Below are 24,893 nucleotides of genomic sequence, written 5' to 3'. Positions count from 1 at the left end.
TGTATTCTCCCATTATAATAGCGCCCATGTAAAATGCATCTGAAAATAGAAAAATGCCAAATAGCCAAAAATCAAGAACAATTTTACAATTCTTGCAGATTCCTTTGTAAAAATATTTTCAATTAACCAAGGCATTGCAATATAATTCATTAAAGAAGTATATATTGGCAAACGTCCAATATATATACCAGAGGACACCGCTGATAATGCATAAATCGCTGCTGTAATAATTGAACAATTTACGCTTAGGTTTATAACCGGATCATTTGCCTCTCTTACATATTTTCTTCCTATTAATGACAAAATTGCTGGCATTGAATACACGAGAACTCTAAGTATATTTGTTCCATCATCAGTTGCCCACAAATCATTAGTTACCAAATCATTATATTGTGTATCAACTAACACATCATTTAATATTGGAGTCAGTCGGTCAATAAACAAAATTGCAACTATTACTCCTAATATAAATATAAGCGTCTTCTTATTCCATGCTTTTCCCTGAATGATAAAAGCAATAGGAATCATCATCAATGCAGACCCATGAATTGTTGCCATTAGTAGTATAATGCATATCAAGAGAGTATACTTTTTTCTTACCATCATACCAAAACAAGCAAAAATGGCAGCTGCTGCAATAAATTGACGTATACCATTATGCATCCATGATAAATAATCCGTAGATGCAATAAATAGGAAAATACTCATCCAATAATCACAGGAATATTTTCTATACGTAAGAACAAGGCATAACATCTGGAAAATCGCAATTATCATAAAAAACACTAATGTTGAATTTCCAAATATCGATTTGAGAAAAACCATCAGTACTGAAAATCCTTGGTCTTTAGAATTATGTGTAAAATACTCTCCTATCTGCATCAATGAAGAGGGAACATCATTAAACATTTTTTTATATGCTAAAGAATCCCCAAAGTTCGTTCTAAATCCCGCCCACAAAATATAAGGGAGCACTAGAAAACTAGCAGGTATAAGCCTCCACCTGTATTCTTCTTTCTCAAATATCACAATTTTCTCGCGGGGAAATAAGGAAAAAAATGCTCCAGCCAAAAATATCCAAACTAATAACCACCAATAATTTGTCAATATCATGCTTTATTCTCTCCATAAAATCCAAGTTATTTTTATAGTATATTGCGCTATTTCCCTTTAAAACTTTTATAAAAACATCAAATTTCAAAATAGTTTCTACTTTAACTCTAATGTCTTTAATGTCTGTTCTACAACTTTCTTCTTATCGAAGCAAAGTTCCATATATTTCCTTGCGTTGAATCCCATCTGCCTTTTGTCTTCATCTGACAGCAACAGGAATTCTTTCATTTTCTCATAGAGGCTTTCTTCGTTCTTTGCCTGGCATAAGAAGCCGGTTTGTCCTTCATCCACAGCTTCTCTGCAGCCTGGTATGTTGCTGGTAATTACCGGACGTCCCATGGCTGATGCTTCCAGGAGCACATTACTCATTCCTTCATGATAGGAAGGAAGTACTACAGAATGAGCCATTCTATACCATGGTCTGGTGTCTTTCTGGAATCCGTGGAATTTGGCAATGCCTTTCTCAGCAAGATCCTCTATGATTTCTTTATATTCTTCTTCAAAGAACCCCACAATATCCAAGATCACTTTGTCCCCGAACTCTTTTTTCAGTTTCTTCATTGCTGAAAAAAGTTCGTTGACTCCCTTTTCTTCCATAATTCTTCCCAGGTACAGGAAATGGATCACATTTGTCTCCGGATACTCTGTATAGCTGTAATGCTCCAAGTTGACTCCAGCACCGTTCAGTACTTTGATTTTCTTTTTTCTCACAATCCGGCGTTTCATAAATTCACCTGCATTGCCTTTGTTTTCAAAGAAAACCTTTTGTACTTTTATAAAAGCTACTTTATACAGTAATGTCACAAATTGGGCCAGGACTGGCTTCTGAAAGGCTGTGCCCAATCCCTGTACATTGGCATAATAAGGGATTTTTTTCAAGGAACAGAGAAGTCCTGTATAGATATTTGGTTTAATGGAATAGGTAATAACCTTGTCCGGTTTTTCTTCTTTCAGCAGTTTACTATAAAACTTTACAAGGTAAAAATCCTTTAAAGGATTGATTCCTCTCCGGTCTATCTTTGTATTGATACATTTACAGCCCATAGCCTGGAAGTCTTCTTCGTGGCCAACAAAAGGTATGCTCAGCACCACGTCATGCTTTTTCAATAAATTCTCTATGAGTTCCTTCCGGAACTGATAGAGCATATAAGAATGATTGGTTATTATTAGTATCTTCACCTTTTTCACCTATACCGATTCATTTTCTTTCTTTTTCATTACCCCAGTACGTTCTTCTACCGCATTGTTATCTTTGATCACGGCTACAAAGATTTCCAAGAAGCACCAGATATCCTGTAGAAATCCGAAATGTCACAGGTATTTTGCATTCATTCTGGCTTTATCTTCAATTTCCAGAGTATCTCTTCCACAATTCTGAACCAAATCGATAAGACCTAGCTTTACCTGCTGAACATTGTATTTTCTTCCGAGGATATTTTAAAAGCTATTTTTCATCTTTTCATTATGTATCTCATAAATTTAGAAGAAACTTGGCTTTTTACTAAAATCTTTTCTATAAAAACTATCACAAATTTTAATCCTATAAAATCTTCCCATTAATCAGTTCTATTTTAGACATAACAAATCTTTCTACTGTCAAAATAACAGCAAGCCATACTCACAAAATCCAACGCTTTGTTCCTCGTTTTTTGTGTGGCCACGCAATCTTTCCTACTTCTCCATAAGATGTAGTAAAAAGGGCGCTTCATGTTTATCTAATAAATGCCGAACCTTTTCAGTTATAATGATTATGCCTAAAGTTAGAAATATCCAATGTCTAATTATATCATAACCCCGAATTTCTGCAACAACTTTAAAGTCCCATCCAAACGTCCAAATCCCCTAAAAGCTGTATTTTTATGCACAAAATAAATTCATAAAAAGCTCTATTCTATTATCAGCAATACCAAAGTTTCATTTTAAATATTGGCAAAATTTTAGCCAGAATCCATAATAAATAAGACCTCGCGAATTAACAATTTTGACGGTAACCTTATTTCCTTGCATTACAACCGGCATGCGGATGATCAATATATAGAAGAAACAGCCCCTATTATAGAATTTGTCCAATGCCTAATCTTCCATATCTTGGAAAAGCATCAAATTACAGGAATTTTAACCAATAGTGTACTGCTATCCTTTCTACTTTTGGTTATGATCCATTAAAATGTAAATATGACACAACAAAGCTGCTCTTAAAACTCTATTTCAATCATAAACGTGTTTCTCTGGAAAAATGTACGAGAATATCATGTCCCGTTTTCCTAAATGAAAATAACCCGTTTGACGATCATTTCAGAGAAGAAAGTTTTCATATCTTCTAATCGGAGCACCGTCTTATTGTCATACCCAAACACATGCTTATCTAACATATGTTCAACGAACATGTGTTTTTTCCCTTTTAAAAATCAAAATTATCTATGGAAACAACGGCATCAGGATAATACTTCCGGCTAACGCCGCTGTAAAACTTACTCCTCTTTGCAGTTTTAGATAGAGTTTCTGAAAACTGGTAAATTCAGGATAATAAATTGTTTTGCTTTTTCGCACTTTATTCTTCTTCATCATGCTGCTCTTCTTTTCCCTCCGCCTAGGTCGTAGTGTTCTTCTTCTGTTCCTTATATTCAGGGACAATTTCTTTTATGTCTGCCTGAATATCCTTTGTCTCCTCGTAAGCGTGTTCGATCATCTTCTTGATTCGCGCGGACATACTTTCCAGATCAGTCTTATCCATCTGCGCAATGAAGATTCTGTCGTTTTTCGTGCCCACGAGATTTTTCTCGTCGATCAGAAGTTCTTCGTACAGTTTTTCTCCAGGGCGAAGTCCTGTAAAGACGATCTTGATGTCCTGATCCGGGACATATCCGGAAAGCCGGATCATCTTTCTTGCCATATCCAGGATTTTTACCGGTTCTCCCATGTCAAGTATGAAGATTTCTCCGCCGCTTGCATAGGCTCCGCACTGCAGCACCAGGTTGACCGCTTCCTGGATCGTCATGAAATAGCGGATGATTTCCGGGTGGGTCACAGTAACCGGCCCCCCTGCTTCGATTTGTTTTTGGAAAACAGGGATCACACTTCCGTTGCTTCCAAGAACATTTCCGAACCTTACCGCCGCATATTCTGTCTGGGATTTCTGTGAAAACATCTCGACGATCAGTTCGCAGATCCGTTTGGATGCCCCCATGACATTGGTCGGCCGCACCGCCTTGTCCGTGGAGATGAGAACCATTTTTCCGGCATGGTATTTGTCCGCCGCAGCGGCCACATTGTATGTACCAAGGACATTGTTTTTGACAGCCTCGTTCGGGCTGTCTTCCATCAGCGGCACATGCTTGTGCGCTGCCGCATGGTAGACGATGTCCGGATGGTACTGCTTAAATATTTCTTCCACACGTCCTCGTTCACGCACCGTGGCGATCAGCGTTACCAGATTCAGGTCCGGATATTTCTTTTTCAGTTCAAGCTGGATCGCATATGCGTTGTTCTCATAATTATCTACAATGATCAGCTGTTTTGGATTGTGCAGAGCTACCTGACGGCAAATCTCGCTTCCGATGGAACCTCCCCCTCCGGTTACAAGGATGACTTTGCCTTCGATGTATTCCTGAATCTCGTCCATGCGAAGGTCGATGGAGTCTCTGCCAAGCAGATCTTCGATCTTTACTTCCTGAAGCATGGACATGTCGATCTCATCGTTTACCATCTGATAAATACCAGGGAGCATTTTGATCTTGCACGCCGTCCTCTGGCAGATATCCAGAAGCTTTTTCCGTTCCTCCTGTGAGATTGTCGGGATCGCTATGATGATCTCCTCGATATTGTATTTTTTTGCCATTTTTTCGATATCTTCTTTTTTCCCTACAATCGGGATCCCCTGAAGATAAGTTCCCTGTTTTTGCGGGTCATCGTCGATGATACAAGGGATCTTCCTGCTCAGATGTTTGCTGTTTTTCATCTCCCTTACAAGCACATACCCTGCCGCGCCTGCGCCCACAACCATCGTGATGATGGGCTTTCTCTCTTTTTCGGCAGTTTTTTTGCGGTAGGAGATCCGCAGAAACCGGTAGGAAAACCTCGGGGCGATCATAAACACCGCAAGCAGCAATGTGTAGATGAAAATGTAGCTTCTTGGCGTCTTGTATTTGAAAATAGACATCCCGCAAAGCTGAAGGAAAGAAGAAATCAGAACGGCGCAGACTACGTTCTTCAATTCCTCCACACTTGCAAATCTCCACAGACTCGCGTACAGTTTGAAAATGTAATTTATGATAACCGTACATACGATGTTGATCCACATGTACTTTTCTATAGAGTGGAGAAACAGTGGTTCGATCTTCTTGTAGTCGAAGTCAAATCTGATCCACAAAGCCCCGATCATGCAGAGAGCGATCAGACATGCATCAACCAAAAGAAGGCCTGTTCCTCTTATAATGACCTCTTTATTTTTATTAATCTTCTGAATGAAACTGCTCATATTTATAACCTCGAATCAGGGAAAATTCTTCCCCTTTTACTCTTTTGCATAGTGCATCTCTTCTGTGCTGCCATATGCATGCAATGAAAAAGAAAGCCGATCTCACAGTATACCCTACTCCAGCCCGGCTTTCTTCTTGCTTTAAATTATATGTAAATAGCCTAAAATCATCAGTATCAATACGATCGGCGAGGAAATACTGCTCAGCACAAACAGAACCAGTTTCAATTTTTCCAGCTTCTGAAATCTGATATATTGTCCTTTCACTTTCTCACTGTAGTCGTACAGAACGCTTGTCGCTTCGTTAATCTTTTCCAACTCCTCAGTGTACAGCTCTTTGACATTTCCTTCAATGGAACGCGAAAGCTCATCTGTAAGTCTCTGTATTTCTCCGTCTATCCGCATCGATAACGTTTCGCTGTCATTTTTGATATCTTCCGACAATTCGATCAGATTTTTCATATCTCCGGAAAATATCGACTGATTTTTTCGGATCAGCCTATGGGTAAGTTTCTCAAATTCTTCATAATGCTTTTTAAAATTATTCATCTGCAGAATCAGTTCTGCAGACTCCGCCTTTGCCAGCGCAAGATCGCTGTCTGCTTTGCGCATTTCTGCAATATAGCGCAAATAATTACTGTCATCAATCAGCTTCTTTCTGTTTTCATTGTATTGACGTTTTTCACTGAAATCGTCCATATAATCTTCCCCTGCAAATTCATCCTGCAAGGAATCGCCAAACGACTCTGTGCGTTCCTCTTTTTCTTCCATCTCACGGTTCAGAACTGTACTTCTGCTGTCCAGATTAAAATTGATTGTTTTCCCAAAATCCCTCATAAATCTCATCATCCTTTTCTTTCGTTTCTCGTTGGTTCAAAAAGTATTTTACTGTGTCAGGATCTCTCCCCCGAGGATCCTGTTTATTTTATCTGAAATACTTCTTACGGAAACCTCATTTGGCTGCATCACATAAAGAAGCTGGCTTCCGGTAGAATAGCATGCCTGCTCATCGCCCGTTCCTACAGCGCTCATCGTAAGGATACTCCAGTTTCCTCCGGAATTCAGCTGCATTTCCACAAGGCTTGCAAGGTGGCGGTCCGGCACATTCGTCTGCACACTCTCGCCCAATGTATCCAAAATATCCATCGCCTTTGTGAGCATGGACGGTTCGAGCATCTTGTTGATGATTGCAGTCAGCACCGCTTCCTGATTTTTCCCCCTCTGGTTGTCGCCGCCTGCAAAACTGTGACGCTCTCTTGAAAAAGCCAGAGCCATCTCTCCATCCATGTGATTTACACCTTGTACGAAAGAATATCCGCCTGCTTCAAAAGCATATTCCGAATTCACATCAATTCCGCCTATTGTGTCGACGATATTGATCAGTGATGTGAAGTTGACCCGCGCGTAGTAGTTGATCTCCGTGTTGTATACCTTGGCAAGCGTTGCCATGGACGCATCCACACCGTAGATACCCGCATGTGTCAGCTTGTCTTTCTGTCCATTTGACACTCCTGGAATCTCCACGTAATAATCTCGTGGGGTCGTCGTCAAAAGAACCTGTTTTGTATTTGGATTGACCGTTGCGATAATATTGACGTCGCTCCTGCTTGTTTTTGAGACAGGTCCGTACACATCGATACCGCTGATGTATACATTGAATGGCTCTTTGACACTCTGATTGACTGTTTTCAGCTTTGTATCCACACCGTACTGGTAAAGGATGCGAACCTGATCTCCGTATCCGGAAATCTGCTCTTCAATGACTTCATCAAAGGCTTCATTGTAAATCGCCGCATCAATCTTTCCATCCAAAAGCGCCTGAGCTTCTTCAAATATGGTGCCAAACTTCCTTGTCGTCAGTTCTTTGCCCGTTACGGTGCGAAGTTTCTTCAGCATTTTCTCATTGTTCTCTTGATCTGAGATACTCTGAGTAGCAAAAATGTAATCTGCCGCATCCAGAATCGTCTCTGCCGGATCATCTTTTCGCACAACAACGATCATATTGTCGGTTTTATACTCGGCTCCTCCTATATCAGTCAGAACACTGTACACTTTGGAAAAGGAATATCCTCCAATGCAAATGGCAATGCAGACCAAAATACTGAAAATGATTCCCGTCACGTGTGCTACTTTGCTTTTTATCAACTGAAGCAAAAGCGCAACCAAGAACAGTACAGCAAGAAAAAAGCATCCTGCCAAAAAGTATTTTGCAGGAATTACCTTGCTGTTTCCGATCAGGACAGCTGCCACGACAGATGCGATAAGCTGAATCAGTACGAAAATAATCCCCACCAGACTTCTTCTTTTGTGTTTTTTCTTCCTTCCAGGCACGTCTATCTCCTCCATAACGCCATGTATTTCTTATATCAATCCGACTACTGCCTCTACAACTTCTTCGATGGTCATGTCCGAACTGTCAATCAATAAGGCGTCTTCGGCTTTGCACAGCGGAGACACTTCCCTTGTCATATCTCTTCGGTCTCTTTCTTCAATATCGGCAGCAATCTGCTCATAATTACATTTTTTACCATTTTCTACCAATTCATTGTAGCGGCGTTTCGCTCTCGTGTCAACACTGGCGGTTAGAAATATCTTGACATTTGCGTGAGGCAATACATTCGTTCCGATGTCACGTCCATCCATGACGACATTCTCTTTTTCTGCCAAATCTCGCTGAAGATCGAGGAGTTTTTCCCTTACTGCCGGGATTCCTGACGTGAGGGACGCCATATTTCCCACCTCTTCTTCTCTCAGCTTTTTCGTCACATCTTCTCCGTTCAGATAAATATGCTGCCTGCCGTCCTGATACTTGATGGTAATTTCAGCGTCTTCGCATGCCTTACATATTTTTTCTGTCTCATCAGGCTGGATCCCTTTTTTCAGAAAGTGGATGGCCAACCCTCTGTACATTGCCCCTGTATCGACATACACAAACCCTTTTTTCTTTGCAACCAGCTTAGCGATCGTACTTTTTCCGGCTCCGGCCGGTCCATCTATTGCGATTTGATATCCCATGATTCATGTTTCCTCCTTTTTTTCACTTTCTATTCATCAAACACGCTGCTGCCGGCCGCATTTCCGGTAGACCAGGCAATCTGCAGATTGAAACCGCCTGTCACAGCATCCAGATCCAGGACTTCCCCGGCGAAGTAAACCCCTCCCACTTTTTTGGATTCCATGGTGGCAGGATTGATCTCTTTTACACTTACACCGCCTTGTGTGATGATGGCTTCGTTGAAGTCGCGCAGCTTTGTCATTGTCATTTCCATGCCTTTGATCAGGGAAACAAGGCGATGCCTTTCTTCCTTGGTAATCTCGTTTACCTTTTTCTCTGGACAAATGCCGCTCAAGGTCACGATGACAGGTATCAGTTTGGACGGGAACAGTTTGTCCAGCGCATTTTTGAACTGTCGGTTTTTGTTTTCCTCAAAGTCTCTGAGGACTCTTGCGTCCAACTGTTCAAAGGACAGAGCCGGTTTTAAGTCGATGATGAGTCTCAGTGTTTTTTTCTTCAGCCTGCTTCCTACAAAAGAGCTCGCACTTAAAATCAGGGGACCGCTGACCCCATAGTGGGTAAACAGCATCTCTCCAAATTCCCTGTATACTTCTTTTCTGTCATCCAGCACAGAGATTTCCACATTTCTCAAGGAAAGTCCCTGAAGCTCTTTTACAAATCCTTCTTTGATTTCGACAGGTACAAGTGCCGGACTGATCTCTGTCACTGTGTGGTCAAGTTCTTCCGCAAAACGGTATCCGTCTCCGTCTGAGCCTGTTGTCTGATAGGAATTGCCTCCGGTTGCGATAATGCAGGCATCTCCTTTCACAGTCTCTCCATTTTCCAGTTTCAGGTAAGAAAATCTGTTTTCTGACGTCCCTACCCATGTCACTTTTTCCCGCAAATAAAGTTTTACGTTCAATCTGCGCAGTTCCCTTTCCAACACCCGGATTACATCCGAGGAATGATCCGATACCGGGAACACCCTGTTTCCTCTTTCTATCTTTATTTCCAGGCCTATGGACTGGAAAAACTCCATGGTCTCTTCGTTTGTAAAGCCGTAAAAACTGCTGTACAAAAATTTTTTATTCGTCACGACAGAGTCGAGCAGTTCTTCCATATCGCAGGCATTGGTCAGATTGCATCTCCCTTTTCCGGTTATATAAATCTTTTTTCCAAGCTTTTCATTCTTTTCAAACAGATGGACATCGTGTCCGTTTCTAGCCGCAAAGATGGCAGCCATCATTCCCGCGGCCCCTCCGCCGATTACCAATACTTTCGCCATGCTTTCTCCTCTACTTTCCTTCTGTGCTTTCTTCCTGAAATCTCAGTGTGACTCTTTCGCTTACCTGGTTGAGTTCGTCACGGCTGTAAACCTGGTACTCGTCCCAGATAGTCTCAAGTGTTTCGAGTGTGGCAATGACATCTCCCTGCTTTTTCATGCACAGAGCAACTACAAGTGCATTGATCACACTGAGAGGCGCCACAAGAGAATCTACAATGGATGCCATGTCGCTTCTGGCAATCAGATTGCAGGAAGAATAAAGAGTCATCGGCGAGTGCACGCTGTCGGTTAGTGTGATGATCTTTGCTCTTCTGTTGTTGGCAAATTCCAGTGCTTTCAATGTCCGCATGGAATATCGAGGGAAGCTGATGCCGATGATCACATCCTCCTCCCCTATCCTTATAAGCTGCTCGAAAATTTCGCTGGAACTGTTTGTATCCACACTTACGACGTCGTCGCACACAAGATTTAGATAAAATCCCAGAAATTTGGCGAGGGGTGCACAGCTCCTGATTCCTATAATATATATCTTCTTTGCACCAAGTATCATATCCACCGCATGTTCAAATGCATTTTGGTCAATATGTTCCATTGTCATTTTGATTTTGTCAATGTCCGACTGAAGGACGCTCATCAGAATCTCTGACTGGCTGATCCTTCCATATGTAACTTCCATCCTCTGTATCGAATTCAGGCGATTGCTGACGAGCTCTTCCAGTGCTTTCTGCAATTCCGGATAGCCGCTGTATCCAAGCTGTGTGGCAAAACGCACGGTTGTCGACTCACTGACGCCCACTACCTGTCCTAATTTTGACGCGGTCATAAACACTGCCTTCTCATACGATGAACGAATAAAATCAGCTAATTTCTTCTGGCTTTTACTCATTTTGTCATATTTCTTTTCAATTCTGTCCAATAACTCATTTTTTCCGCTTATCATGTCTGTCTTCCTTCTAACTTTCAATCCCTTTTAAGCGTACTTATTATACTCTTATTTGAATACAATTACAAGTTATTCTCAGCAGCTTCGCCGTGTTGACAGGTTTGTGGACAGCCAATTTGATCGTATTTTTTGGGAAAACCTATCTTTCTGGATGATTTTATGGGGCATAATTATATTTTTTGTACTCATTCTTATAGTATCCGTGCTGTTTCTTCAGTGAGACTTTATTCAAAACCGTGCCCAGCACAGCACATCCGGAATGTTCCAGTCTCTTTTTCACATCTTGCACCATCTTTCTCCGTATCTTTCCTTCTTCGACAACAATGATGGCTCCGTCGCAGTATTTGGCTAAAATTGCTGCATCTATTACCAATCCAAGCGGCGCGCTGTCTATAATAATGTAGTCATAGACTGTTTTCAGCTGTTCCATCAAAGCTTCCATATGCCGGTGCGACAACAATTCTGTCGCGTTTGGAACCCCTGCTCCGGCAAACAAAAGATGAAATCCTGCGATATTTGTTGTCACAACAGCTTCCGACAGTCCACATTGGCCGGAAAGAAAGTGCGACAGTCCAAATGGGATATCTCCAATCCGCATTTTTTTCTGTAAAGAAGATTTCCGCAGATCCGCATCCAACAGCAGCACTTTTTTCTGTATTTCCGCGAGAGATTTTGCCAGCCGAAGCGCGATACTCGTCTTTCCTTCTTCTGGGATACTGCTCGTAATCAGAATACTCTTCTTGTCATTTCCACAAAACTGCAAATTCGTCCGCAGTGTCTTTACCGCTTCTTCCTGAGCATATTCCATCGTTTCTTCCTGAAGTTCAATCTTGATCATCTCGTCTGTCCTTTACTGTTTTTTCTTCCATTTTCTCATTTGCTGTATACCCATAAATACAACGACTGCCCCGGAGAGCAGCAATGCAGCAATGATTCCGATATGCGATGTCTCTCCTGTCTTTGGATTTTCTCCATCTGTTTTGGATACCGTACTTTCTTCATCATTACTTGAAGGTTCTACTGTCGTGCGGTCAATCACAAATGCTACCGGGGAGAGACTCTCAAACACTCCTGTCATCGTCCCTTCTCCCATTGTCGTAGGAACGGTTTCCCATTGTGTCTTATTGTAGTGAAGGATCACACCCCTGGTTTTTTCTGTCACTCCCTGTACTTCGAATGAAATTGTGACTGGAAATTTGGTATGCTCCGGTACGGAAACGTCTTTCAAATCAATCAGCACAATGTCATCTGTGGATTTTGCTCCTATCAATTCCTTCAACTGAAGCGCTTCCACGATCTCGGCAAAGCCAGTCTGAGATTTGATCTGGTTTTCGGCTTCTATGTACTGCTCTGGTATCTCTGATGTGATCATGAGTCCTTCTATCTCATTTCCGTCTGCATCTTTTGCATAGACCGGGACGTTGCCAACAACGGTCGACGCCTCGGGACTTGGCGCTGCATGTGCAGTCAATCCTACAAACATACTTCCCACTAATGCTGCGATTACTTTCATTGTTCCCTTACACATTTTGTCTTCTCCTTATCTGTCTGTTCATTTTGTGTTTACCTTAGGTTCCTCTATATAAAATAACTGAAAAATCATTTCCTGGAGCTGCTCTGCATCTGGTATAAACTGAGCATATCCATCTTTTTCAATTATATTTCCCGGCAGTGCGAGATACTCTTCCGTGATCTCATATTCCTTTATACGCTGAATTTCACTCCATCCGAGATTTGTCGTAACGCAGGATGTCAGCTGTTCATAGACAATGGTATCTTCCGACGAACCGATCTTTTCTGAGCCCTGCTTTATAAATGCTTCCAGAAACTGAGCCTGCCGTTCCATACGTTCTATATTGCTGTCCAGCTGCCCGGTATCCCTTCCCCGTACATATTGCTCCGCCAGTCCGCCGTCCAGCAAAACCTGGTTCCCTTTCCGAAACTTTGGATTGATCTGCGTGTAGTCTCCTGGTACGGTAATAAGAACGCCGCCAATCGCTTCTGTCATCTTGGAAATAGCCTCCAAATGCAGTGACGCATAGTAATCAATTTCTATACCGCCCAGCAATTCGGACACTTTATTTTTCACAAGCATGCAGCTTTTTTGTTTTCCATCTCCGTATGCGTACTGCATGGCTATCTGCCCCGGTACAGATGTAAGTTTTTCTCCCCGGATATCATAAATCTCGAGCTCTACCAACGTATCTCTTGATATCAAAAGGATCGTTCCCTTTTTTGTCTCTTTATCCAAAACAAACAAGCTTATGCTGTCACTTTGACCATTTTCTCCTGGATTTTTTGGCTTTTCACTGTCCGTCTCTGCATCAATCCCAAGAAGCAGTATGGTTTCTATATCCGGGTTTTTTCTATATTTTTTCCCTTTGTAGTAAAAAATCTGCCCCTGTGTGTCTCTTCCACTTGTCTCTTTTTTCTCATCCTTCCCACTTATTGCCAATCCTGCGGCAATAAGGGAAAACAAAATAAAGACTATCAGCCACCGCTTTTTTCTCCCGGCTTTATCGCCGCGGCTTACCCTGATTTTCATATCTTAGAATCCTCTTTTTCTTTTCCACAGGGATGATGGACAACACAGGAAGCCCCAGACATTTTTCTATTTGTTCTTCTGTATGGATGCGATCGTTCAGGCAAAAACGAATGACAATGAAAGCAAGTACAAGAGCTCCTCCCAGCACAACACCGTTGCTTACATTCTTTTCCGTGTTCGGTGTGACCGGATATGTCGGAGTGACTGCCCACTCCAATATAGACGGTTTGTCTGTATTCATAATATCGGCGATTCTGGAAGATGTGATAGTGGCCCACTCATTTGCAATGTTCTTTGCAAGTTCCGGATCTGGATTTGTCACTGTCAGTCTCAATATACGTGTATCCGGCAAATTCTGGATAGACAGCATATCCGCTGCCGTCTGGTAATCCAGCTCCAGGTCCATCGTATCCATCACTTGCTCTACAACAGGCCGGCTTCTCGCAATCGTTTCAAAATCGACTGTAAGAATAGAGCCGATTTGAATATCAGCCATGGATGTGATACTTGTGGACGCTCCAAGAAGATAGATCATCGCATTAGCCTGATACTCTGGTGTCAGCATCGTTTTTGTATAGCCAAACATCAGGCTTCCCCCTACCACCATACCAAGAATGATTGCCCATGCTTTTTCCAGAACCGCGTGATAGATGTGAACGATATCTATTTTCATGTCTTCTGCATCTGAATGATTAATATTTTGCTGATTTATCATTTGTCTCCTCCTTCCCTGACGCGTGTTTCTCCATAATATCACTGAACTATTTTATTTGCAACCCAAAATAGTTAGAAAAATCTGGAAATAAATTTTTTTGTCATATTTTTCATGCAAACATTATTCCTGGAACTTTTTTACAACTCATTATTTTTTCTTATGGTAAAATTTTCCATCTTTTTTATTGCATAAAAAAAATACCCTGACAGAACACACATCTTGTCAATGTGTACCGCTGTCAAGGTATTGCATTTTCGCTTCTTAACGATCCGCTTTCTATTTCAGTTTAACATTACACCGGGTAGCTTCCGTTCTCTGTGTCTGCCACTGCAGCATCCACTTTTGTCTGCTGTGCCTGGCGGTATTTGAAGAAATCCACTGCCACCTGCGGGAAGAGCGCGTATGTCAGGACATCTTCGTCCTGCTGCTTCCACTGCTTCATCTCGTTTTCCAGTGTTTCCAGTTCGTCCGGAATCAGGTCAGCCGGACGGCATGTGATACAGTCGTCAATCTCATCTCCGAGACATTTCTTCTTTACCTCTTCGTTGAATGGTTTGACGGTAGCGCCGTACTTTCCTTTCAGCATATCTTTTGTCTCTTTCGTCGCTACTTTGTAACGTTCTCCCATCAGCACGTTAAACACTGCCTGTGTTCCGACGATCTGGGAAGACGGGGTAACAAGCGGCGGTTCTCCGAGGTCTTTTCGCACTCTCGGCACTTCTTCCAGCACTTCGTAGAACTTGTCTTCTGCGCCCTGTTCTTTTAACTGGCTTGTCAGGTTGGAGAGCATTCCGCCTGGAACCTGGTAAAGGAGCGTCTTGATATTGACGCCGAGGTTCTTCGGATTTAAGAGTCCGCTTTCCAGTGCTTTGTCCCGGATAGGGCGGAAGTAATCTGCAATCTCAGCCAGCAGATTCTGGTCAAATCCTGTATCGTACGGTGTCCCTTTCAGTGTCTCTACCATCACTTCCGTCGCCGGCTGTGATGTGCCAAGGGCAAACGGAGACATTGCTGTGTCGATCACATCCACACCTGCCTCCACCGCTTTCAGATAGGTCATGGAAGCCACACCGGAGGTATAGTGTGTATGCAGCTGGATCGGAAGGCTTGTCGCTTCTTTCAGCGCTGTGACAAGTTCTGTGGCGCTGTACGGGACAAGAAGTCCTGCCATGTCTTTGATACAGATGGAATCCGCTCCCATCTCTTCGATCTCTTTTGCTTTCTGGACCCAGTATTCCAGCGTATAGGCATCTCCCAGAGTATAGGAAAGCGCAACCTGTGCGTGAGCCTTCTCTTTGTTGGCTGCTTTTACGGCTGTTTTCAGATTTCTAAGATCATTCAGACAGTCAAAAATACGAATGATATCAATGCCGTTTGCCACGGATTTCTGTACGAAATATTCTACCACGTCATCTCCGTACGGACGATATCCAAGGATATTCTGTCCACGGAACAACATCTGAAGTTTTGTGTTTTTGAATCCATCGCGGAATTTGCGGAGTCTGTCCCACGGATCTTCTTTTAAGAAACGCAGTGACGCGTCGAACGTGGCTCCTCCCCAGCATTCCACGGAGTGGTATCCCACTTTGTCGAGTTTCTCCACGATCGGCATCATCTGTTCTGTCGTCATCCTTGTGGCGATCAGTGACTGATGCGCATCCCGCAGAATGGTTTCGGTTATTTTAATTGGTTTTTGTTCTGCCATTTCAATGTCCTCCTAGATTTATTGTACTCCGAAAATCGCCATAAATGTTCCTGCCACGACAGCTGTACCGATAACGCCGGCCACATTCGGGCCCATGGCATGCATCAAAAGGAAGTTTGTCGGATCTGCCTCCGCACCGACTTTCTGAGACACACGTGCCGCCATCGGAACCGCGGATACGCCTGCTGATCCGATCAGAGGGTTTACTTTTCCGCCTGTCACATAGCACATGACTTTTCCCAACAGGACACCCGCCGCCGTACCGAAGGCAAAGGCGATCAGTCCGAGGATGACGATCTTGATCGTATCCCAGTTCAGGAATGCTTCCGCACTTGTCGTCGCTCCGACGGATGTTCCAAGGAGGATGACAACGATGTACATCAAGGCATTGGATGCCGTCTCAGTCAGCTGTCTTACGACGCCGGATTCACGGAACAGGTTGCCAAGCATCAGCATACCTACGAGCGGAGCCGTCGTCGGAAGGATCAGACATACGACGATCGTAACGATGATCGGGAAGAGAATGGCTTCCAGCTTGGACACCGGGCGAAGCTGTGCCATCTTGATCTTCCGCTCTTTTTCCGTCGTCAAAAGCTTCATGATCGGCGGCTGGATGATCGGCACAAGGGCCATGTACGAATATGCCGCCACCGCGATCGGCCCAAGAAGAGCTGTCTGCTGAAGCTTCCCGCAAAGGAAGATGGAAGTCGGCCCGTCTGCACCGCCGATGATAGCGATGGCCGCTGCTGCCTTATCGGAGAATCCCATGGCCATGGCTCCAAGGTAGGCCGCGAAAATCCCGAACTGTGCTGCCGCACCGAGAAGGAAACTCTTCGGATTGGCGATCAGAGGACGGAAGTCCGTCATCGCCCCGACACCCATGAAAATCAAGGATGGAAGGATGGACCATTCATCCAGTTTATAGAAATAATACAAAAGTCCTCCGGTTCCGTTTGCCGCATCTTCCATGGCAAGCATGATGTCCGGATAGATATTTACGAGGAGCATCCCGAAAGCAATCGGAACAAGAAGAAGCGGTTCGAATCCTCTGTTGATCGCAAGATACAGGAAGATACATGCAACTGCGATCATGATCAGGTTCCCGACCGTCAGGTTCAGAAATGCCGTCTGCTCTACAAGACGCCCTAACGTCTCTGTTATATAACTCATGTTCTAACCTCCATTGTCAGTGATTCGCATTAGTTTAATGTTGCAAGCAGTGTTCCTGCCTCACATGCATCTCCTACCGCAAGCTCGATGCTTGCCACTGTTCCGTCTTCCGGGGCAACGACCGGAATCTCCATCTTCATCGCTTCGATGATAACGACCGGATCGCCTTTCTTCACGCTTGTTCCTACGTTCGCCTCAATTTTGAACACTTTTCCTGCTGCTCCTGCTTCCACACGGATGCTTCCTGCTGCCGCTGTTTTTTTCGGCGCCGGTGCCGCTTTCGGGGCTGCTTTTGGCGCTGCTGCCTTCGGAGCTGCCGGCGCTGCCTGGGATCCTGTTTCTTCTACTGTGACATCATATACGTTTCCGTTTACTGTAATTGTATAATTTTTCATGTGAACATCCTCCTATTTCCACTGACTGTTTTTTCTTCTCTTTTTGATGGAACGCACAACGAACCCGTCTGTCGATGTCCCTTCGCTTGCCGCGATGGCTGCGCTGATGACTGCCACCAGCTCAAGGTCATCTGTCAAATCGTCCGCCGGCATTTCCTCTGCCGCCATTGTCTCTGCTTTATTTGCTTCCGCCTCAGCTGCTTCCTCGGCTGCTTTCAGCGCTTTTGCTTTCCTTTCCTCATTCTTTCCGATCAGTCCGAACAGGGAAATGATGAAAGAGATAAAGATCAGCACTGCGAACACGGTACCCATCCCGAGCAGTGTGTTAAGCCCGGCTTTTTTCATGATCTCTCCCATGGAATACTTAGCCGCTGCCGTAAAGCTCTTCATTTCTTCATCTTTTGTGAACTCAAATGTAATCTCCGCGTTCCTGTCTTCATATTTTGCTTCCGCGACAAGCATGATGCTCTTTGCGCTTTCCTCAACCTCAAAATCTTCGTGACTTACATACGCTCCGCACTCCTCGACACCTGAGTTCCATGCATCGATCATTGTCACAAAATTATCAGCTTCCATCTTGAATCCGGACTGCATAAGTGTCAGATTCAGCTGAAGATCGCTCATGTCTTTGAATGTTTCCATATCTTCTTCGCTCATCTGAGAGAAGTTGGAAATCATCGCATCCGCCTGCTGCACTAACAATTCTTTGTTATAGTCAGCGGAATCTGAACTGCTGCTGCATCCGGCAAGACTGAATGCAAGAACGAGGATAGCTGCCAATAAACTAATTTTCTTCTTCAACTTACCTCACCTCTCTACACTGTCCCATGTTTCTTTGCCGGGCGATCCTCTCTTTTTGTAAACAGCATCTCAAAAGCTCCGATGACATATTTTCTTGTATCTTCCGGCTTGATGATCGTGTCCACATATCCTCTCTGTGCTGCAGAAAGGGCGCTTTCCTGAAGTGTTCTGTATGCCTCTGCTTTCTCCTTGATGGTTTCAGCATCCGCATCTGCGTACATGATCTGTGCCGCCAGTTTTGCATCCATCGTTCCGATCTCCGCCTGTGGCCACGCGTAGACCATGTCTGCTCCCAGCGCTTTGCTGTTCATGATGATATATCCGCTTCCGTAAGCTTTTCCTGTTACCACATTGACTTTTGGCACGGTTGCATCTGCAAAAGCATAGACAAGTTTCGCCGCTTCTCTTGCAAGAGTCTTCTCTCCGCATTTGGATGCGTGGAATCCATTTACATCGGTAAGAGTAAGTACCGGGATTTCAAAGGCATCACAGAATCTGACAAATTTTTCCGCTTTTTTGCATCCTTTTGCGGAAAGTGCCGGGTCAAATGTCTCTGCTTCATTTCCTTCTTCATCATAGCATTTGGAACGGTTTGCGACTGCCCCTACCGTCATGCCATTGAGTTTCAAAAATCCGATAACCATTTCTTTTGCGTAATCTGCTTTCACTTCCAGGAACTGTTGTCCGTCCGCGATGACAGAAAGTACAAGGGATGCGTCATCCGCCCCGTTTTCGATACCTTCACAGATCCTGTTCAGATCGTCTGTGCACTCTTCATACGTATCGTTATCTTCATTGTTCGCCGGGATCATGCACACCAGTTCTCTGATCCCTTCCAAGATTTCCTCTTCACTTCCGAGGAAATCGATATTTCCCGCCTCTTTCGCCTGGAAATCTGCGCAGGATGTATCGCATGCCTCTATTCTGTTGCCCGGGATCGCATTCGGGGAATTGACAAAAAGCTTTGCACTTTTTTCTTCCATAAAAGTAAAGTCCGTAAGACCTGGTATCAGGGCAAGGCCGCCGCCGCATGTTCCAAAGATGGCCGTAATCTGCGGAACCACTCCTGACGCTGCCGCCTGCTTCGCATAAATCTCTCCAAAAGCATGCATCGCATCTGTCGATTCCTGAAGTCTCATTCCTGCACAGTCGATCAGTCCGATGACCGGCGCTCCCATCTTCATCGCCATGTCATAAAGAGATGTGATCTTTCTCGCGTGCATTTCTCCGACCGCTCCTTTCAATACTGAAGCGTCCTGACTGTACACATACACAAGATTGCCGTCGATCACTCCATATCCAGTGATGACTCCATCGCCTGGAACCTTGTTTTCCTGCATGTTGAAATCCGTTGTCCTTGCGGTCATGGCGCCGCCGATTTCAACAAAGCTTCCAGCATCCAGTAAGTTTTCCACTCTCAAAGCTGCTGGCGTTTTCACTGCTTCGTTACTCATAAACCTAGCCCTCCATTTGTGATATATTACTAAAAGTTAAACCAAATTTTAGCCAATTATATTATAGTTTCTATAAGTCAAATTTTCAAGCTTTATGTGAAATTTTTATCAACTTTTTTCACTGCTTTATCGCGTTAAGTTTTTGTCGTACGAATTTGTTTTCTGTAATTTTACACACTTTTTACCTATTTTTTCTTTTTCTTTTATATTTTCCGCATTCTTTTCTGCCTCTATTTTATAGAAATTTTATAATTTTATACTTTGTTACGAAAAATACATTGTGCACGAGTGGAAACTATGCTAAAATACATTTTACAGGGATTGGTATAAAGGAAATTCCCGAAAACAAATATGACATGGTTGTCCTGAATCTGTATATTATACACTTTGGATGTATGGAAAAGAACAGATTTTTTTGTTCCTTTCAGAAGCCGAAGGAGCAGATCTTTCTGGCAGAGCCGGATCGCTTTTTCCATCTTTCCACTGTGTCTGCATGAGGCAGGTTTATCTTGGCAGAACGGAGACTGAATGCAGCGTCTCCTTTTTCCGGGTAGCGGATATCAATCGTCCGGGCAACCAAAACGGATCATTCGTAAAAGTCAGTCATCACGTTTCCACATCTGTTTACGGATTTTCTTTTTTGGTTTCCAGATGTTTTGAGAAAAGAGCTTTGGTTCCTTCCGTTGATATGCAGATTATTCTTTCGAATAGGCGGACACCTTTATGGTCAGTTCCCTGACAGATCATCGTATCTGTTTAGGCCATATCGGATGGAATGTTTCTTTTCGGTCTTATGTTTCCTTTACATAACGTTCTTTTCTGTTCCGGCATATATGAGAGGTTTTTACATATTATTATATCAGGAAAGAACACTCCGGAATTATCCGGGCAGTTCCTTACACTTTTGTTTCTGTTTTACTGCATGAAGATGGAAAGAAGGTCCGGGGACGTCCCCGCATTTTCTGCGGCGGATCAGGCTTTCACGATTTACGTATGAGAAATCAAAAAAGAAATTGGAGGGTTTAACTATGGAAACTGCAAAAAAGCGTAAACCATTTGGCTTTTATGTATGTGCGCTTGGTTTCACATTCGAGCGTCTTGCATTCTACACAGTGAAATACCTGCTGGCCATCTGGATTGCTACAGAAGCTGCTTCCGGCGGTCTGGGACTTTCAGACTCTGAAGGTTCTTTCATGTCCGCTCAGTTCGTAGCATTTACTTACATCACACCGATCTTCGGCGGATACATCGCTGACCACTGGCTCAGCCCACGTCTCTGCGTACCGCTTGGTATGATCCTGATGGGTATCGGTTACCTGTTCACATGGAAGGCTAATTCCCTTGGCATGGTTTGGGCAATGATCATCCTTGTATCTATCGGTACAGGATTCTTCAAAGGAAACCTGTCCGGTATCAACGGACTTCTGTTCCACGATCAGGACGAACTGGATGAAGCATTCTCTATCCAGTATTCCTTCGTAAACATCGGTTCTTTCTGTGGTACAACATTCATCGCTATCACAGCAACAACAGGACTTGGCCCGATCCACCTGACATTCAACCAGGTATTCCTTGTATGTGCGATCTTCCTGTTCATCGACGCTATCTGGTTCCTTGCTAACTCCAAGGCACTCGGCGATGCTGGTAAGAAACCGTTCAAGGCTGACCAGAGACAGTTCGAAAGCGCTGGTAAGAAAGAAGCTGGAAAATCTCAGAAACTTACATCCGGAGACTGGAAGCGTATGTTCGCTATCATTCTTGTAACTCTGTTCTCCGCTGTGTTCTGGATGGCTTGGTACATGGCTTACATGCCGGCTTACTATTACTTCGGATGGGGCGATGGTGCAGACTTCCTGAACAAAGCAAACTGGTACATCGGAAGCTTCCAGATCCCGACAGCTTGGTTCGACTCTGTAAACGCTCTTACATGTATCATCCTTGGACCAGTTCTCGCTGGTGTATGGGCTAAGATGGCTAAGAGACCGCAGGGCGACATGAGCATGTTCAAAAAGACAGCTATCGGTATTATGCTTGTAGGTCTTGCTTACATCGTTATGGTTATCGCTAACTTCATCGCAGGCGATGGACAGTGCTCCGTATTCTGGATCGTTCTCGTATGTCTGTTGATGTCCGTAGGTGAGATGATCTTCTCCCCACTTGGAAACTCTTTCATTTCCAAGCTGGCACCTGCTAAGGTTATGGGACTTCTTCTTGGATTCTGGCCAATCGCCGTATTCCTTGCACAGCAGGCTTACCCGCCGATCTACGACTGGGTTTCCGGACTGAACTTCACAGCTGGTTACGGCGGTGTCGGTGTCGTTGTTATCGTCATTGGTATCATCCTTTGGGCATGCAGCGGTAAACTTGACGCAATGGAAAAAGCTGAATAATCCTATAGTGTTTAATCTATTTTGGAGGCGGTTCTCACTTGAGAGCCGTCTCTTTCTCTTTGCAAAAATTTTACTTTATTTTATATACTTAAGTTTGAACTTTGGTAGAAATAGTGATAAAATAAAGATGGTTCTTATATTTTATTGTTTATAATTACCTGCCATACATATTTTCATTTAAAAGAGGCGGGTATTATATAAAAACTTATCATCATAAAGGAGGTTTGCAACAATGACTGTTGTAGCTGAAAGGATTGCTAAACTTCGTTCTCTTATGGCAGAAAAAGGAATCGATGCATACGTTGTTCCTACTGCTGATTTCCATCAGAGCGAATACGTTGGCGAACATTTTAAGGCAAGAAAATTTATTACAGGATTCAGCGGTTCTTATGGAACAGCCGTGATCGGAAAGGATGACGCCGGACTTTGGACAGACGGAAGATATTTCTTCCAGGCTGAGCATGAGCTGGAAGGAAGCGGTGTGCGTCTGATGAAAATGTTTGTAGGAGATACTCCATCCGTCACAGAATTTCTGGCATCCTATGTTCCGGAAGGCGGTACTGTCGGATTTGACGGCCGTGTACTGTCCATGGGCGAAGGCCAGGAGTACGAAGAAGCTCTTTCCAAAAAAGGCATCAAAATTGATTATACGGAAGATCTGATCGATGCAGTATGGGAAGACCGTCCGCCTCTCTCTGATAAACCGGCATTTTTCCTGGAAGAAAAATATAGCGGAGAAAGCTCTGCATCCAAACTGGCACGTGTACGTAAGGCAATGGAAGAACAGGGCGCTACTGCACACATTATCGCTTCTCTGGATGATGTCTGCTGGCTCCTCAATGTGCGTGGAGATGATATCGATTTCTTCCCGCTTCTTCTCTCCTACGCTGTAGTAAAAATGGACAGCGTGGATCTCTATGTGGACGAAACAAAGCTGAATGATCAGATCCTTGCAGAATTTGCAAAAGTAAACGTTACACTTCATCCGTACAATGACATTTATGAAGATATCAAAAAACTGTCTGCCGATGATGTTGCGATGATCGACCCGATGAAGATGAATTATGCACTTTACAAAAACATTCCTTGCAAGACAGTGGAATGTGCAAATCCGACCATCCTCATGAAGGCCATGAAGAATCCGGTGGAACTGGAAAATATTAAAAAAGCACATATCAAAGACGGCGTTGCCATCACAAAGTTCATGTACTGGATCAAGACACGCTATGACAAAGAAGTCATTACAGAGCTCAGCTCAGCTGAAAAACTTACAAGTCTGCGTGCAGAACAGGAAGGATACATCCGCGACAGCTTCGAACCTCTGTGTGCTTTTGCAGACCACGCTGCCATGATGCACTACTCTCCTTCTGAAGAAACAGATGTGCAGCTCAAAGAAGGCGCACTCTTCCTGAACGATACAGGCGGCGGATACTATGAAGGATCCACAGATATTACCCGTACTTTTGTACTTGGTTCTATAAGCGACGAACTGAAAAAATATTACACAGCAGTTGTACGCGCTATGATGAATCTTTCACGCGCTAAATTCCTCTACGGCTGCTATGGATACAATCTCGACGTACTCGCAAGAGAACCAATCTGGGAACTCGAATTGGATTACCAGTGCGGAACAGGACACGGTGTAGGATATCTCGCAAATGTCCATGAACCGCCGACAGGCTTCCGCTGGTATGTGGTACCAAGCAAAAACGAACACCACAAACTGGAAGAAGGCATGGTTATCACAGACGAACCAGGCATCTACGAAGACGGCAAATTCGGAATCCGTACAGAAAACGAATTTATCGTACGCAAAGGTCCAAAAAACAAATACGGACAGTACATGTACTTCGAAACTATCACATTCGCGCCAATCGACCTGGATGGAATTGATCCAGAATATCTGTCAAAACCAGAAAGAGAATGGCTGAACAACTATCATAAAGAAGTATACGAAAAAATCTCTCCATATCTTACAGAAGACGAAAAAGAATGGCTGAAAACATATACACGTGAGATTTAATTATAAGGGGACGTGTTCCGGCTTGTCGGAACACGTCCCCTTATATCTACGCCTTCTTTTTTATATGCTATTATCAGAATTGTTCCAGTCTTCGAACAAATTCTTTCCTCGACATGATATTCATATCCCATACTTCTTCTATTAATTTTTCCTTTTCTACCGGCAAATTTTTTAGTTCCCATATATTGGATTCTGGATGATTTTTTAAATAACTCTTTACCCATCGTTTCATAATCTGTTGTTTCTGTTTTTCTTTCTCATCATCCAGATCATCTATATAGACCATTGATTGTTCCAGATTATGAGTTAATTTTGAAACTGGATAGTATATTTTATCTTTCTGGTATTCTTCAAATGCCGTAAGATTTACAAGGCCTTTCCTGCCTAGCCTGTATTCTCGTGCACTGCTGTAATAGTACTGTTCTGGAGTCTGGACGATCTTTGCTTTTACAGGATTTAAATGAATATAATGCCAACAATGCCAAAGATACTCTTTATCTTCAATCGGAAAACTTTTAAAGCGATTCTGGAAGACATAACCTGAACGTTTTCTTTTTCTGTTATAGTAAAGTGCGTAAGAAGTCTCTATCATTTTCATAAATAATGATATCTGTTTCAAATCCCCGCGCAGCAGTAGATGAAGATGATTTTTCATGATGCAAAACGCGAAAATTTCTACATAATCCTCCTTCTTATCTTTCATATATTTTATTATTTTTTCTTTATCCCGGTTTGTCTCAAAGATATCCTCCTGATTAATCCCTCGAATAATGACATGATAAAAACCGGACAAAGAACGTTTTCTACTTCTTCTTGGCAAAAGACTTTCCTCCTTTAGTACTTATATCTCTTGTGAAATGTTGCATGAATTATAGATTTAAT

Annotated in this window: 21 protein-coding genes; 2 read left to right on the top strand and 19 right to left on the bottom strand. The window is 43.3% G+C overall.

The genetic code is table 11. From position 1 onward, the window contains the following. Positions 1 to 12: 12 nt before the first annotated feature. From ACLROL_RS01270 to ACLROL_RS01185, 18 genes are all read right to left on the bottom strand, one after another. Complete coding sequence (locus ACLROL_RS01270; RefSeq protein ID WP_413067186.1) at positions 13 to 1,113, bottom strand: EpsG family protein; 1,101 nt, start codon at positions 1,111 to 1,113, stop codon at positions 13 to 15. Between the two features lie 96 nt (positions 1,114 to 1,209). Further along, positions 1,210 to 2,292 (bottom strand): glycosyltransferase family 4 protein, encoded by a 1,083-nt coding sequence (locus tag ACLROL_RS01265; protein WP_413067185.1) that lies wholly within the window; start codon positions 2,290 to 2,292, stop codon positions 1,210 to 1,212. Between the two features lie 1,239 nt (positions 2,293 to 3,531). Further along, a complete protein-coding gene (locus ACLROL_RS01260) occupies positions 3,532 to 3,681 on the bottom strand; it encodes a hypothetical protein (protein WP_413067184.1) in 150 nt (49 codons plus the stop codon). Positions 3,682 to 3,703: 22 nt separating this feature from the next. After that, entirely contained in the window at positions 3,704 to 5,590 is a 1,887-nt protein-coding gene (locus tag ACLROL_RS01255; protein WP_413067183.1) for a polysaccharide biosynthesis protein, read from the bottom strand. Between the two features lie 141 nt (positions 5,591 to 5,731). Next, complete coding sequence (locus ACLROL_RS01250) at positions 5,732 to 6,427, bottom strand: hypothetical protein (protein ID WP_413067182.1); 696 nt, start codon at positions 6,425 to 6,427, stop codon at positions 5,732 to 5,734. Positions 6,428 to 6,475: 48 nt separating this feature from the next. Beyond that, positions 6,476 to 7,921: an LCP family protein gene (locus ACLROL_RS01245; protein WP_413067181.1), complete on the bottom strand. Its 1,446-nt coding sequence runs from the start codon at positions 7,919 to 7,921 to the stop codon at positions 6,476 to 6,478. Between the two features lie 30 nt (positions 7,922 to 7,951). After that, a complete protein-coding gene (cmk, locus tag ACLROL_RS01240; RefSeq protein WP_221919984.1) occupies positions 7,952 to 8,605 on the bottom strand; it encodes a (d)CMP kinase in 654 nt (217 codons plus the stop codon). Positions 8,606 to 8,634: 29 nt separating this feature from the next. After that, complete coding sequence (locus ACLROL_RS01235) at positions 8,635 to 9,870, bottom strand: NAD(P)/FAD-dependent oxidoreductase (protein WP_413067180.1); 1,236 nt, start codon at positions 9,868 to 9,870, stop codon at positions 8,635 to 8,637. Positions 9,871 to 9,880: 10 nt separating this feature from the next. Further along, positions 9,881 to 10,810 carry a MurR/RpiR family transcriptional regulator gene (locus ACLROL_RS01230; protein ID WP_413067179.1) on the bottom strand — a complete coding sequence of 310 codons (930 nt, stop codon included), beginning with the start codon at positions 10,808 to 10,810 and terminating at the stop codon, positions 9,881 to 9,883. Positions 10,811 to 10,970: 160 nt separating this feature from the next. After that, positions 10,971 to 11,651 carry a CpsD/CapB family tyrosine-protein kinase gene (locus ACLROL_RS01225; RefSeq protein ID WP_413067178.1) on the bottom strand — a complete coding sequence of 227 codons (681 nt, stop codon included), beginning with the start codon at positions 11,649 to 11,651 and terminating at the stop codon, positions 10,971 to 10,973. Positions 11,652 to 11,663: 12 nt separating this feature from the next. After that, positions 11,664 to 12,341: a hypothetical protein gene (locus ACLROL_RS01220; protein ID WP_413067177.1), complete on the bottom strand. Its 678-nt coding sequence runs from the start codon at positions 12,339 to 12,341 to the stop codon at positions 11,664 to 11,666. Positions 12,342 to 12,365: 24 nt separating this feature from the next. Then, on the bottom strand, positions 12,366 to 13,358 hold the full coding sequence (locus tag ACLROL_RS01215; RefSeq protein ID WP_221919979.1) for an LCP family protein: 993 nt from the start codon (positions 13,356 to 13,358) through the stop codon (positions 12,366 to 12,368). Beyond that, positions 13,330 to 14,073, bottom strand: a complete 744-nt coding sequence (locus tag ACLROL_RS01210; protein ID WP_221919978.1) for a YveK family protein — start codon at positions 14,071 to 14,073, stop codon at positions 13,330 to 13,332. Before ACLROL_RS01210 ends, ACLROL_RS01215 begins: the two co-directional genes overlap by 29 nt. Positions 14,074 to 14,365: 292 nt before the next feature. After that, positions 14,366 to 15,778: an oxaloacetate decarboxylase subunit alpha gene (locus tag ACLROL_RS01205; RefSeq protein WP_087199157.1), complete on the bottom strand. Its 1,413-nt coding sequence runs from the start codon at positions 15,776 to 15,778 to the stop codon at positions 14,366 to 14,368. Between the two features lie 18 nt (positions 15,779 to 15,796). Then, positions 15,797 to 16,948 (bottom strand): sodium ion-translocating decarboxylase subunit beta, encoded by a 1,152-nt coding sequence (locus ACLROL_RS01200; RefSeq protein ID WP_087199155.1) that lies wholly within the window; start codon positions 16,946 to 16,948, stop codon positions 15,797 to 15,799. 29 nt (positions 16,949 to 16,977) lie between these two features. After that, entirely contained in the window at positions 16,978 to 17,343 is a 366-nt protein-coding gene (locus tag ACLROL_RS01195; RefSeq protein WP_087211307.1) for a biotin/lipoyl-containing protein, read from the bottom strand. 12 nt (positions 17,344 to 17,355) lie between these two features. Beyond that, positions 17,356 to 18,144 carry an OadG family transporter subunit gene (locus ACLROL_RS01190; RefSeq protein ID WP_087211311.1) on the bottom strand — a complete coding sequence of 263 codons (789 nt, stop codon included), beginning with the start codon at positions 18,142 to 18,144 and terminating at the stop codon, positions 17,356 to 17,358. 14 nt (positions 18,145 to 18,158) lie between these two features. Next, complete coding sequence (locus ACLROL_RS01185; protein ID WP_221919976.1) at positions 18,159 to 19,598, bottom strand: acyl-CoA carboxylase subunit beta; 1,440 nt, start codon at positions 19,596 to 19,598, stop codon at positions 18,159 to 18,161. A gap of 1,028 nt (positions 19,599 to 20,626) precedes the next feature. On the opposite strand from ACLROL_RS01185, the gene ACLROL_RS01180 reads away from it, so the two are divergent. Then, positions 20,627 to 21,988 (top strand): peptide MFS transporter, encoded by a 1,362-nt coding sequence (locus ACLROL_RS01180; RefSeq protein ID WP_413067176.1) that lies wholly within the window; start codon positions 20,627 to 20,629, stop codon positions 21,986 to 21,988. A gap of 232 nt (positions 21,989 to 22,220) precedes the next feature. Further along, positions 22,221 to 24,011: an aminopeptidase P family N-terminal domain-containing protein gene (locus tag ACLROL_RS01175; protein WP_087199141.1), complete on the top strand. Its 1,791-nt coding sequence runs from the start codon at positions 22,221 to 22,223 to the stop codon at positions 24,009 to 24,011. A 73-nt stretch (positions 24,012 to 24,084) separates the two neighbouring features. Here the strand turns inward: ACLROL_RS01175 and ACLROL_RS01170 are convergent, their stop codons facing one another. Then, positions 24,085 to 24,804, bottom strand: coding sequence for a transposase (locus ACLROL_RS01170; protein ID WP_287448678.1), 720 nt, complete (start codon positions 24,802 to 24,804; stop codon positions 24,085 to 24,087). Between the last annotated feature and the right edge of the window lie 89 nt (positions 24,805 to 24,893).

The sequence above is a fragment of the Sellimonas sp. genome, from assembly GCF_047234585.1.
GTDB classification, from domain to species: domain Bacteria; phylum Bacillota; class Clostridia; order Lachnospirales; family Lachnospiraceae; genus Sellimonas; species Sellimonas caecigallum.
This window is presented reverse-complemented; position numbering and strand designations above follow the sequence as displayed.

Bases quoted from the DNA above. Each gene is read 5' to 3' on its own strand.
- ACLROL_RS01270 (WP_413067186.1), bottom strand. From the start codon at position 1,113: ATGATATTGACAAATTATTGGTGGTTATTAGTTTGGATATTTTTGGCT.
- ACLROL_RS01260 (WP_413067184.1), bottom strand. From the start codon at position 3,681: ATGATGAAGAAGAATAAAGTGCGAAAAAGCAAAACAATTTATTATCCT.
- ACLROL_RS01255 (WP_413067183.1), bottom strand. From the start codon at position 5,590: ATGAGCAGTTTCATTCAGAAGATTAATAAAAATAAAGAGGTCATTATA.
- ACLROL_RS01250 (WP_413067182.1), bottom strand. From the start codon at position 6,427: ATGAGGGATTTTGGGAAAACAATCAATTTTAATCTGGACAGCAGAAGT.
- cmk (WP_221919984.1), bottom strand. From the start codon at position 8,605: ATGGGATATCAAATCGCAATAGATGGACCGGCCGGAGCCGGAAAAAGT.
- ACLROL_RS01235 (WP_413067180.1), bottom strand. From the start codon at position 9,870: ATGGCGAAAGTATTGGTAATCGGCGGAGGGGCCGCGGGAATGATGGCT.
- ACLROL_RS01230 (WP_413067179.1), bottom strand. From the start codon at position 10,810: ATGATAAGCGGAAAAAATGAGTTATTGGACAGAATTGAAAAGAAATAT.
- ACLROL_RS01225 (WP_413067178.1), bottom strand. From the start codon at position 11,651: ATGATCAAGATTGAACTTCAGGAAGAAACGATGGAATATGCTCAGGAA.
- ACLROL_RS01220 (WP_413067177.1), bottom strand. From the start codon at position 12,341: ATGTGTAAGGGAACAATGAAAGTAATCGCAGCATTAGTGGGAAGTATG.
- ACLROL_RS01215 (WP_221919979.1), bottom strand. From the start codon at position 13,358: ATGAAAATCAGGGTAAGCCGCGGCGATAAAGCCGGGAGAAAAAAGCGG.
- ACLROL_RS01210 (WP_221919978.1), bottom strand. From the start codon at position 14,073: ATGATAAATCAGCAAAATATTAATCATTCAGATGCAGAAGACATGAAA.
- ACLROL_RS01205 (WP_087199157.1), bottom strand. From the start codon at position 15,778: ATGGCAGAACAAAAACCAATTAAAATAACCGAAACCATTCTGCGGGAT.
- ACLROL_RS01200 (WP_087199155.1), bottom strand. From the start codon at position 16,948: ATGAGTTATATAACAGAGACGTTAGGGCGTCTTGTAGAGCAGACGGCA.
- ACLROL_RS01195 (WP_087211307.1), bottom strand. From the start codon at position 17,343: ATGAAAAATTATACAATTACAGTAAACGGAAACGTATATGATGTCACA.
- ACLROL_RS01185 (WP_221919976.1), bottom strand. From the start codon at position 19,598: ATGAGTAACGAAGCAGTGAAAACGCCAGCAGCTTTGAGAGTGGAAAAC.
- ACLROL_RS01180 (WP_413067176.1), top strand. From the start codon at position 20,627: ATGGAAACTGCAAAAAAGCGTAAACCATTTGGCTTTTATGTATGTGCG.
- ACLROL_RS01175 (WP_087199141.1), top strand. From the start codon at position 22,221: ATGACTGTTGTAGCTGAAAGGATTGCTAAACTTCGTTCTCTTATGGCA.